This is a genomic window from Flavihumibacter sp. CACIAM 22H1, assembly GCF_001601815.1.
Lineage (GTDB): Bacteria > Bacteroidota > Bacteroidia > Chitinophagales > Chitinophagaceae > Flavihumibacter.
Genome location: NZ_LUKG01000104.1, coordinates 1 through 10901 on the forward strand (window position 1 = coordinate 1; position 10901 = coordinate 10901).

Below are 10901 nucleotides of genomic sequence, written 5' to 3' on the forward strand. Positions count from 1 at the left end.
GCAGAGAGCTGTGCATTTTCCGTATTTAATCGAACCAGTTTGTTATTGATCTTATAAATAGGACTGCCTTTTTTTACCAGGTCGCCTTCTTTTACCAACACGTCTTCAATAATGCCGTTGACGGTTGCATACAACTGGTACTGATCACGTGTTTTGATGGTGCCCGATGCATAAACAGATTCTGTAATACCCTGTTCGGTTGGTTGTAAGGTTTTCTTCTTTTGTGTACAACTGTAAAAAAACAGCAAACTATAGAATAGGAATGCCGGAAAAGGAAGTAGTTTCATACAATCCGGGAAATTTGACTACACTAAAATTACTCTTCCTTTTTGTATGAACAGCAAATATTTACGAAATCTCTGCCTGCTTGCATTCCTCTTCGGTGAGCCTGTTCTTACACAACAGGAACTTGATACAACTATTAATACCATTGGCTATGAACGAGACCTGGCTATTTCTCCGGATGGACAGGAAGTTTTTTTTACCCGGCAGGGGCAGCATTGGAAAGACCAAACGATTTATCGAATATTCAAAATAGCCGGTGCTGGTTGGAGCAGGCCGGAGATTGCTCCTTTCAGTGGACAATACCGCGACCTGGAACCGTTTTTTTCGCCCGATGGCAAGCGTTTATTCTTTGCTTCGGCCCGGCCCAAACCTAACCGGGAAGGCGAAGATGTGGATATATGGATGATGGAAAAAAAACCAGGGGGCTGGGGGCCGCCGGTAAATGCCGGACCAGCCATAAATTCTGAAAAGGACGAATACTATCCCTCGGTAACCCGCAGCGGACATTTGTATTTTACCGCCGAACGCGATGGCGGTATTGGTAAAGAAGATATTTACCGGGCAGCCTTTAAAAACGGTGAATGGTTGCCGGCAGAACCGCTGGATACCGGCGTAAATGGAACAGGGTATGAGTTCAATGCCTTTATTGCACCCGATGAGTCTTACCTGGTTTTTACCGCTTATGGAAGGCCGGACGATACCGGCAGGGGCGACCTGTACTGGAGTAAACGCAAGCCGGATGGATCATGGGAAAAAGCGATTAACCTGAAAGCGGCTAATTCTGACCAGCTCGATTATTGCCCTTTTGTTTCACCAGACGGAAAAATCCTTTACTACAGTTCGGAAAAGCTGGGCAAAAAAAATGGCAACATTTTTATGTTGCCACTTGAGACCCTGAAATTTCAACTATAAACTTTCTGACTGAATTAAATACTGGGTAGAATATTGTTTTCCGCAGGTAAAACGTACTACGTACACACCGGAAGCAAGAGTTTTGGTGGCCAGGTCAAACTGAACTCCTTTCGGCGTATCAGACATTTTCTTTACCAGGTCGCCTTTTTCATTAAAGATCTCTACAAACACCTGTTTTTGCTGCCAGGCAAGCGGTGTTAATAAAATGGTAGAACCGGTTTGCGGATCAATGCTGAGTTCGGTTGTAATGAAATCATCTTTTTTGCCCAGCACTACCATCTTTACAGAAGAGTATTCGAAATTACCCTGCATATCGCGGGTACGAAGGCGGTAGAAAACCGCACCCATGGTAGAAGCTGATTTAGAATCGTCGGTGAACTGGTACAACCCTGTTTTAGGCATATTTGCTCTATTGTAACGGGCTGCCTCGCGAAAGATCTCACCATCTACACTTTTTTCGATGCTGATATCCTGTAATTTTTCCTGTGAAGGACAAGACCAGGCCAATTCAATAATATCAGTTTGCATGCGAGCCTGGAAACCAACGATATGCGGCATATATACAGTTGCCATATCGGGGGTGGAGTTCTTCAGTTCAATCTTGTATTGTGCACGTCCGGCCCAGTCGTTATTATTGCGGTTAACACCAATTTTAATGCGGATGGTAGTGATGTTTTTATTTACGATGCTGATCTTTTCGCTGCTGGTATTTGCTTTGCCCCATTTGTTTTCTGCACGGTAACCGCTGTTAGCAGCAGAGATCATCAGTGAAGTGATTTCATTATCATATACTACTTTACTTCCGTAACCCAGGTAACATTCAGCAAATTCATGTGCGGCACCATAGTTATTAAGACCAGAAACAGAGGTAGTGATTTCAGGCATGGTATAACCATTGGGCTGATCGAGCGGCTGGTTATTGTTTACAAAGGTAAAACTGAATTCTACCCAGGAAGGACCGTTGATTCCGGCATATTCAACTTCGGGCTGAAATACCGATAAGTTATTGGTCGTATTATGGTGCAGTTGTTTCAAAACAACACCCGGTGTAATATTTTCGATTTTTACAATGCAATCTGCTTCTGCTTTTCCAAATGCATTTGTGGTAACAGAAGAAAAACGGTACATAGCGCCTCTTTGTCCGGCTGCTCCGCTTTCCAATTTGTAATTGGTAAAGTGAATTTCCTGGGCAGCTGCTCCGAGGAAGAAGAAGTTTGTGATAACCACCAGCAGTAAAAGGTACGACGTTTTCATATAGCTACTTTGGGTAAGGGACGAGATGCTGGTTTTCTTAGGATGCTGTGTTTTGTTTTCTAGGTGGTTTTTTGTAGGCATTTGGACTTGCGATCAACAATACAAAGATCATCAGGGTCTTCGGAAAATACAAGTAGGCATGGGGTTTTTTCGATGAATGGGCCAAAAACGCAAGTGTTTGTCCTCGAAACACGCGTTTTCAGTGGATTTATTCGTAAAAACACGATGCTTGTTCCGGGGATTTTCTGAAATTACAGGCTTTACGGTTATCTGTGGAAACCCTTAAACGGGTTTTTACGCGGTTTAATCGGAAACACTTAGGTGTGATTTTTTTCTAACTTCCGGCTATGTTTAAAGAGAACCCACTTCCCATTATATTATTTAGTATAGCGGTAATCGGCGCCACGGCTTTTATGCAGTACCAGCAACCCGACTATAGTTTTTTTGACGGCGGGTATATCATTGCCATACTGCTTACCATTTTTTTGAAAGACGATTTATATACCCGCATTTTTGGGTTTACCGGGCTGCTGTTCACTTTTATTTCTATTTATTACCCCAACGCATCGGAAACTACCGCACAGATATGGCTCCAGCATATTTTTTCGGCAGTGGTTATTATAATGACCATGACCCTGGTTATTTACCTCAAACGCCTGTACCGCAGCCTGGAAAGAGAAGAGCGGCAGGTAAATGCCCTCTTTGAACATGCTACCGAAGGTATTGTGCTCACCAATGGAAAGGGACAGGTCATACTGGTGAACCCCGAAGCAGAACGGCTTTTTGGCTATGAGAAACACGAACTGCTGGGACAAAAGATTGAACTGCTGATTCCGCAGCGTTTTCACCAGGGACATGAAAAATCGAGAGAAAATTTTTATAAGAACCCGGGTAACCGGCGGATGGGGCAGGGGCGCGATCTGTTTGCCAAACGAAAAAACGGATCAGAATTCCCCGTTGAAATCAGCCTCAGCCAATTTTTAGTGACAAAAGAGGTAAATACGTAATTGCCTTTATTATTGATATTACCCAACGAAAAGAAGCAGAACAAAAACTACTGCAGCAAAAAGAACAGTTGGAAAGTATTACCAACGATGTACGTAAACTCAACTCCGACCTGGAGAACAAAGTAGAGGAGCGAACCCTGATCCTGAAAGAAGCCCTGCATGAACTGGAACGGTCACAACTGGAACTGGAAGATGCGCTTAGCAAGGAAAAAGAATTGAATGAAATTAAATCTCGCTTCGTTTCCATGGCCTCGCATGAATTCAGGACCCCACTGAGTACTATCCTTTCCTCTGCCACGCTTATAAGCCGCTATCAACAGGCCGAAGAACAACCCCAGCGCGATAAACATGTGAAGCGTGTAAAAGATGCCGTAAAGCACCTGAATGACCTGCTGGAAGATTTTCTTTCCTTTGGTAAACTGGAAGAAGGTAAGGTGGAAACAAAACTGGAGCAGGTTAATTTCAGAACCCTGCTGGAAGAAGTGGAGGAAGAATTGAAACCCTCTTTGAAAGAAGGGCAATATTTTATACAGGATCTGCCTGCTTTTATTGAATGTGTTACCGATAAACGTATTATGAAGCATACGCTGATTAATATTTTCAGCAATGCCAGTAAATTCTCTGACCCAGGTAAACCAATCCATATTAGCGTAGAAGAAAAAGAAGACAGCCTGGTGATTGCTGTAAAGGATGAGGGCATTGGTATTGCCAAAGAAGACCAGGAGTATTTGTTTGATAGTTTTTTCCGGGCAAAAAATGCTTTTAATATACAGGGTACCGGCCTGGGATTACATATTGTTAAACGATACCTGTCTCTGCTGGATGGTGCTATCTGGTTTGAAAGTGAACTGGATAAGGGAACCACTGTATCGGTTAAAATTCCCCGTAGATAAAAAGGCTAGTGGCAGGAAACAGCAGTACCCCGGGCGGTTTCCAGCACCGGGCTTATAAAGGGTATACCCAGGTTTAATCCCCGCAGGATTAAAAGAATGCCCATTAGGGCAATTACATAGGGAGTAAGCTGGCGCATTCTGTTACGTAAACCAATGCTGGCCAGGTGCCCGAACCAGTTAAGCGCCAGTAAGGCGGGTAAAGTACCCAGGCCAAATGCAGCCATAAAAATAATTCCATCGCCTACCTGGCTGGTGCTGAGCGCACCGGCAATGGCCAGGTAAACCATTCCGCAGGGCAGCAGGCCATTGGCCATGCCCAGTAAAAAGAAATTGCCCGCTTTGGGTGCGCGTAGCAGCCGGCTCATTTGGTTGAGTAAGCGAATTTGCAAACGATGAATCCACCCGGGCTGTATGCGGGTTTTCTGGTACATATACTGTACCAGCAGCACCAGTACCACTGTGCCTAATACAATCGAAAACCAACGCTGAAAACCGGCTATATAAACCTGCCGGCCTAATAAACCAAATAAAGCGCCCAGGCTTGCATACGTAAAAATGCGACCTATATGATAACTAAGGGTGGCCAGCATTTTTAAGGGCGCGCCGAATTGCTGCACCGGTAATGCAAATGCAATAGGGCCGCACATACCTACGCAGTGGAAACTGCTGATGAGCCCAAGGCTTAACGCGGGTATGAGTAGGTCCCAGTTCATTAGTGTAGGTTCATATAGTTTTCCTGGTAATAGGATTTTCCGCCTGCCTTCCAGTTAATGCGCAGTTTATAAGCGGCCGGTGAAACAGTTTGGCCAATTGCAATAACCTGTTTTCCACTGCTATCGGGTACTAAGCGGAGCAGGGTGTCTTTTTTGGCATCTGCCGGGCAATAAAAATAAATTTCGCCGGAGTCTACCCGGTTTTTCATTTCAGCAGGCATCAGCAGGTGTAATTCTTTATCCTGGTAAAGCAGGTTGATGGAAGTGGAAAGGGTTTCTGCATTTTTCCGGGCATCGATCACTTGCTGATAAGCCAGCTCTTCCTTATAATAATCTTTTGAAACCAGTTCAAATTCTGTTTTAACACTCATGTAGATAAGGGTTCCCATGAGCAGCCCGAATGCAATAAAAACGAGTAGTAGTTTATGTCCGAAATTGAGCGCCATCGTTTATTGTTTTACAGGTCCTAAAAAAGTTGTTTTGATAAGATCGATCCGTTCTGTTCCATGGTACAGACCTAACTGCAGTATATTTTTCCGTTCCTGTATAGCTTCACGCGGTACTACAATGAAGAACGAACCCGAGCCCTGGCCTTCCTGTTTCACGATAATAGGTTTACCGCCGATCAGCTCCACTTTACCGGCCTTGTTTTCGAGCTTAACCGTAAGTGGTATTTCCTGCATGGTTTTGTTAGCCACTTTGATATTATACAGGTTAGATATACTGTCGGTACCTCTTTCCTGGTATAACATGCCGGGCGTGCGCATAACAGTTGCATCTACATCTTTCCTGGTAATGAGCAGGCTCGATAAAATTACCACTAATACCAGCAGCAGGGCGGTATATAATTTCATGCGGGTGGTATAGCGCAGGGGTTCTCTGCTGGCAATACCGTTTTCAGACGCATACCTGATAAGCCCCCTGGGCCGCCCCACTTTATCCATAATGGCATCACAGGCATCAATACAGGCGGTACAGTTTACACATTCCAATTGAGTACCATTGCGGATATCGATACCAGTGGGACAAACCTTTACGCACTGCAAACAATCAATACAGTCGCCGAGCGACAGTGCTTCTTTGTCTTTCAGCTTTCCCCTGGGTTCGCCTCTTTTGTAATCATAGGCAACGATCATGGAATTACGATCCAGTAATACCCCCTGTAGTCTTCCATAAGGACAAACAACGGTACAAACCTGTTCGCGAAAAAAAGCATATACCCCATAAAATATTCCGGAGAAAAGAAGCAGGGATAAAAAACCGATAAAATGCTCGCTTACCGGCTCGGTTATTATTTTCCAGAGGTCCTTAACGCCGATAATATAGGCCAGGAAAAAATTGGCAATAATAAAAGACATCAGGTAAAAGATAAGATGCTTGCTGGTTTTCTTCAGTATCTTATCAGTATTCCAGGGCCCTTTGGCCAGTAAGCGCTGCTCAGAAGCATCGCCCTCTATAAGGTATTCAATTTTTCGGAAAACCATTTCCATGAAAATGGTTTGCGGACAAATCCAGCCGCAGAATAAACGGCCGAAGGCTGCGGTAAACAACACCACAAATATTACAAAACTTACCATGGTAAGTCCGAATATGAAAAAATCCTGCGGCCAGAATACTTTACCGAAAAGAATAAATTTTGCTTCCGGTATATTGAATAATAATAAGGGTCTTCCGTTTACCTGGATAAATGGAATGCTAAGGAAAACTGCAAAGAAGAGCCAGCTTACATAATTTCGCCAGTTGGTAAAACGGCCCCTTGGTTTTTGGGCAAACACCCATTTTCGTTTACCGGATTTATCAACCGTGGCAATCCTGTCGCGAAAACTTTCTTCCTGTTCTATATTTTCCTTAGCAGTACTCATGAGCCTGGATTAATTGGAAAGTTGGGTAATACTGGCAGAGTCTTTCACATCTATTGCTTTGGTGGAATCTGTCGCAGCTGGTGAATCGGTATATAATTCACCTTGTTTTTCTTTTGCATTGGGCGGATTGGTACCATGCAGCGATTTGATAAAACTGCTGATCTGCGCAATTTTCCCGGGACTGAAATCTTCCTGCCAGGAGCGCATTCCTTTTTCCGGTACACCGTATTTAATGGTTTTGAAAATAGCATTGATGCTACCGCCATGTAACCAGTAATCGTCTGTTAAATTAGGACCTACAGAACCTTCGCCAGCTTTACCGTGGCAGGCGGAACAGTTGGTGATAAACAAAGCCTGTCCGGCTGCAATAGCTGCTGCATCCATCATTACCACCGAGTTTTCATCAATATTATTGGCCGCTTTTTTAAGGTAGTCTTCTTTTTGTTTCTCCGCAATTGCCATTTGATGGTTGTATTCTTCTATGGAAGACGGACCACTGTGTGAAACATGGAAACGCCAGAGATAAATGGCTGCAAAAATGATACAAAGATAAAAGCCGTACAACCACCAGGGCGGCAGGCGGTTATCGAGTTCGCGAATACCGTCATAATCATGCCCCAGGTCAATATCTGCTTCCTGTTCAACGGGTTTGAACTTATTGAATTTTGACCACCAGCTTTCTTTAGGGCGGGCAGATGCGGCCCCTTGTTTTTTTGTACCGGCCTGTGCAAGCTCTGCCCTGATGAGCAAGCGCAGGTTGTAGAGCAGGTAGAGGATGGCTATCAGTTCAATAGCAATAACCCCCGTCAGAAAATAAAAAGCCAGGGAATCCATTCCGCCGATCTGGCCCGATGAGGCGGCTGCCGCTGCCTCCTGCGCTGAAGCGCCGTTGGACAGCAGCACCAGGGCCAGGATAAGCACTGCAGCTATTCCTTCCTTTGATTTCCTGTAACGGGTAATGAATACATCTGCGGCGCCGTTTACCACCCAGGCCAGCAGAATTATGATTAGTGCAAGTACAGCTATTATAATAAGCAGGGTAACAGCCAGCGGATTTTCCAGGCTGCTTACCGGCGGCGGGCCGGCAGCTCCTTTGGCCCAAACCGGCAGGTTGGCTGCAAGTAATACCAATAGGGGAACCATTGTTCTACCTGCCTTGTGTAGGAACTGGCGTATTTGTTGGAGAGAAAACATAGTGGTTGTTTTATCGTTAAGTCTAGTTGCTTTTGTCTAATGGAATACGACTTATTTCTTCTATCATGGTTTTATCTGCCTTAATGGTCCAGATCAGTACCAATAGAAAAAACACCGTGAAAATCAGCAGGGATGCCAGTCCGTATATACTGATGCCCGAAATCGATTCCAGATAATTTATAAACTTCATGGTGGTATGGTTTGTCTACTTACTTTTTAATATCAGTACCCATCCGTTGCAGGTATGCAATCAGGGCTACTATTTCATCGTGTTTGCCCACTTCAATTTTTTCCATTTTCAGGTTTATGCGGATTGCATTGGCCTGGGTATTCAGGTCTTTATTGGCAATAGTAGCATAATCTTTCTCATACGGTACACCCAGTGTTTGCATGGCTTTGATCATTTTAGGTGTAAGCGTAGTGTCAATTTTATCATCGAATAACCAGGGGTAGGAAGGCATAATAGAACCCGGGCTCATACTGGTAGGGTCAAGCATGTGGTTATAGTGCCAGCTGTCGGGGTATTTTCCACCTTCCCGGGCCAGGTCGGGCCCGGTTCTTTTGGAACCCCACTGGAAGGGATGGTCGTAGACAAATTCACCGGCTTTACTGTATTCGCCATAACGCGCCACCTCATCACGGAAAGGGCGGATCATTTGGCTATGACAGGTATAACAACCCTCCCGAACATAGATATCACGACCATGTAATTCAAGGGGGGTGTAGGGTTTAACGCTGCTGATGGTTGGTACATTTGATTTTACCAGGAAGGCCGGTACAAATTCCAGTACACCACCGATGGCCACCGCAACAAAACTGAAAACCAGCATTTGAATGGGACGTTTTTCGATCCAGCGGTGCCAGTGTTCCTTACCGTGTGCTTTGATTTCTTTTGGCAGGGGAGCTGCTTCTGCTTCTTCATTGGCCACAAAGCTGCCGGCTTTCATGGTTTTGTACAGGTTATATACCATTATCAACGCACCTGCCAGGTAAAGTGTACCACCAATACTACGGGTGATATACATTGGAATGATATGGGTAACGGTTTCGAGGAACTGGAACTTAAGCTGTCCTTCTTCAGTAAACTGTTTCCACATCATACTTTGTGCAAAACCTGCCCAGTAAAGGGGGATGGCATAGAGGATGATACCGATGGTGCCAATCCAGAAATGGGTGCCTGCCAGTTTTTTGGAATAGAGAGGCGTATTGTACATCCGGGGAATAAGCCAGTAAAGAACACCGAATGTGAGGAAGCCATTCCAGCCCAGTGCACCTACGTGTACGTGAGCCACAATCCAGTCGCTGAAGTGTGCAATGGCATTTACACTTTTGAGGCTGAGCATGGGGCCTTCGAAGGTGGCCATTCCATAACAGGTAATGGCAACTACGAGGAATTTTAATACTGGCTCTTCCCGCACTTTATCCCAGGCACCGCGTAAGGTAAAGAGCCCGTTGAGCATACCACCCCAGGAGGGGGCAATCAGCATAACGGAAAAGACTACCCCAAGCGATTGTGCCCAGTCGGGCAGGGCGGTATACAGGAGGTGGTGAGGACCGGCCCAGATATAAAGAAAGATAAGTGCCCAGAAGTGAATGATCGACAGCCGGTAAGAATATACCGGGCGATTGGCCGCTTTGGGCAGGAAATAATACATTAGTCCGAGGTAGGGAGTGGTAAGGAAAAAGGCCACCGCATTATGGCCATACCACCATTGTACCAGGGCATCCTGTACGCCGGCATACCAGCTGTAACTTTTAAACAGGCTGATGGGTAATTCGAAGCTATTGACGATGTGCAGCATGGCAACGGTAACCCAGGTAGCTATATAAAACCAGATGGCTACATAGAGATGGCTTTCTCTTCTTTTGAGGATGGTTCCGAAAATATTGATACCAAATACCACCCATACTAGGGTAATTGCGATATCGATGGGCCATTCCAGTTCCGCGTATTCTTTACCGGTAGTATAACCTGCCCATAGGGTAAGGGCTGCGGCAACAATGATACTCTGCCAGCCCCAGAAATGGATTTTGCTCAGCAGATCACTGAACATACGGGCTTTACAAAGACGTTGCAGGGAATAATAGACCCCCATGAAAATACCATTGCCTACAAAGGCGAAAATAACGGCATTGGTATGTACGGGCCGCATTCTGCCAAACGTAGTGGGCGCAAAATTGAGGTTGATAGCGGGGTAATAAAGGGCAATGGCTGCCCATAACCCGGCCAGCATTCCTACAATTGCCCATAAAATGGTAGCAAATGCAAACCACTTTACGATTTTGTTGTCATAACTGAATTGTTCAATCTGCATACAGCTTGCTGTTTATCGGTTTATTGTTGGGAACTTTTTTTAGCAGGTTTGTCGTCGAATAAAATGCGCATGGGAGGCGAAAACTCGTCTTCATACTGGCCTTTTTTTACGCTCCAGATAAAGCCGAAAAGAAATACCGCGGCAACGGAGATACTGGCTATAAGGAGCAGGATTATTACACCCATTTGTCAATTTTTTGTAAAAGTAGCAGGGCGAAATCCGGGCAAGCATGATCGCTCTCACCGGATTTTATGATTTTGATCACTAAAGCTGCAGTTTACGCGCATAGAGGCCGGAGGCGCCAAAGGTGAGCAGGATAATACTCAATGAGCTGGAAGGCATAAGGATAGCTGCCACCAAGGGAGACAGTGCCCCCTGAACCGCGAAATACAGGCCTATGATATTGTAGACGATGCTCATTACAAAGCTGGCTATCACAATTTGTTTATTCCCTCTTGCCAGTTGC

General features: G+C 45.1%; 13 protein-coding genes. 3 read left to right on the plus strand and 10 right to left on the minus strand.

Features of this window, described 5'->3' with window-relative positions; all coding sequences use genetic code 11:
* Positions 1 to 287, minus strand: a 287-nt coding sequence (locus A1D16_RS19545; protein WP_290712663.1) for a biotin/lipoyl-binding protein, incomplete at its 3' end; no start/stop codon positions are given.
* 46 nt (positions 288 to 333) lie between these two features.
* Between A1D16_RS19545 and A1D16_RS19550 the strand changes: the two genes are divergently transcribed.
* The gene (locus tag A1D16_RS19550; protein WP_290712665.1) at positions 334 to 1197 is read left to right on the plus strand and encodes a hypothetical protein; all 864 of its coding nucleotides are present in this window, start codon (positions 334 to 336) and stop codon (positions 1195 to 1197) included.
* Here A1D16_RS19550 and A1D16_RS19555 read toward each other — a convergent pair.
* Positions 1192 to 2451: a hypothetical protein gene (locus A1D16_RS19555; RefSeq protein ID WP_290712667.1), complete on the minus strand. Its 1260-nt coding sequence runs from the start codon at positions 2449 to 2451 to the stop codon at positions 1192 to 1194. The genes A1D16_RS19550 and A1D16_RS19555 overlap by 6 nt on opposite strands.
* Positions 2452 to 2798: 347 nt before the next feature.
* On the opposite strand from A1D16_RS19555, the gene A1D16_RS19560 reads away from it, so the two are divergent.
* Both A1D16_RS19560 and A1D16_RS19565 read left to right on the plus strand, forming a co-directional pair.
* Positions 2799 to 3458 (plus strand): PAS domain S-box protein, encoded by a 660-nt coding sequence (locus A1D16_RS19560; RefSeq protein WP_290712669.1) that lies wholly within the window; start codon positions 2799 to 2801, stop codon positions 3456 to 3458.
* Positions 3459 to 3526: 68 nt separating this feature from the next.
* Positions 3527 to 4351 carry a HAMP domain-containing sensor histidine kinase gene (locus tag A1D16_RS19565; protein WP_290712671.1) on the plus strand — a complete coding sequence of 275 codons (825 nt, stop codon included), beginning with the start codon at positions 3527 to 3529 and terminating at the stop codon, positions 4349 to 4351.
* A gap of 5 nt (positions 4352 to 4356) precedes the next feature.
* Here the strand turns inward: A1D16_RS19565 and A1D16_RS19570 are convergent, their stop codons facing one another.
* From A1D16_RS19570 to A1D16_RS19605, 8 genes are all read right to left on the minus strand, one after another.
* Positions 4357 to 5064 carry a sulfite exporter TauE/SafE family protein gene (locus A1D16_RS19570; RefSeq protein ID WP_290712673.1) on the minus strand — a complete coding sequence of 236 codons (708 nt, stop codon included), beginning with the start codon at positions 5062 to 5064 and terminating at the stop codon, positions 4357 to 4359.
* Complete coding sequence (locus A1D16_RS19575; RefSeq protein ID WP_290712675.1) at positions 5064 to 5510, minus strand: FixH family protein; 447 nt, start codon at positions 5508 to 5510, stop codon at positions 5064 to 5066. The genes A1D16_RS19570 and A1D16_RS19575 overlap by 1 nt, the downstream gene beginning before the upstream one ends.
* 3 nt (positions 5511 to 5513) lie before the next feature.
* The gene (gene ccoG, locus A1D16_RS19580) at positions 5514 to 6926 is read right to left on the minus strand and encodes a cytochrome c oxidase accessory protein CcoG (RefSeq protein WP_290712677.1); all 1413 of its coding nucleotides are present in this window, start codon (positions 6924 to 6926) and stop codon (positions 5514 to 5516) included.
* 9 nt (positions 6927 to 6935) lie between these two features.
* Positions 6936 to 8120 (minus strand): cbb3-type cytochrome c oxidase N-terminal domain-containing protein, encoded by a 1185-nt coding sequence (locus A1D16_RS19585; RefSeq protein WP_290712679.1) that lies wholly within the window; start codon positions 8118 to 8120, stop codon positions 6936 to 6938.
* Positions 8121 to 8142: 22 nt separating this feature from the next.
* On the minus strand, positions 8143 to 8310 hold the full coding sequence (locus A1D16_RS19590; RefSeq protein ID WP_290712681.1) for a CcoQ/FixQ family Cbb3-type cytochrome c oxidase assembly chaperone: 168 nt from the start codon (positions 8308 to 8310) through the stop codon (positions 8143 to 8145).
* A gap of 19 nt (positions 8311 to 8329) precedes the next feature.
* Positions 8330 to 10435, minus strand: a complete 2106-nt coding sequence (ccoN, locus tag A1D16_RS19595) for a cytochrome-c oxidase, cbb3-type subunit I (protein WP_290712683.1) — start codon at positions 10433 to 10435, stop codon at positions 8330 to 8332.
* A gap of 20 nt (positions 10436 to 10455) precedes the next feature.
* Positions 10456 to 10620 carry a cbb3-type cytochrome oxidase assembly protein CcoS gene (gene ccoS, locus A1D16_RS19600; protein WP_290712685.1) on the minus strand — a complete coding sequence of 55 codons (165 nt, stop codon included), beginning with the start codon at positions 10618 to 10620 and terminating at the stop codon, positions 10456 to 10458.
* Positions 10621 to 10699: 79 nt separating this feature from the next.
* Positions 10700 to 10901: hypothetical protein (locus A1D16_RS19605; protein ID WP_290712686.1), on the minus strand; the 202-nt coding region annotated here is incomplete at its 5' end.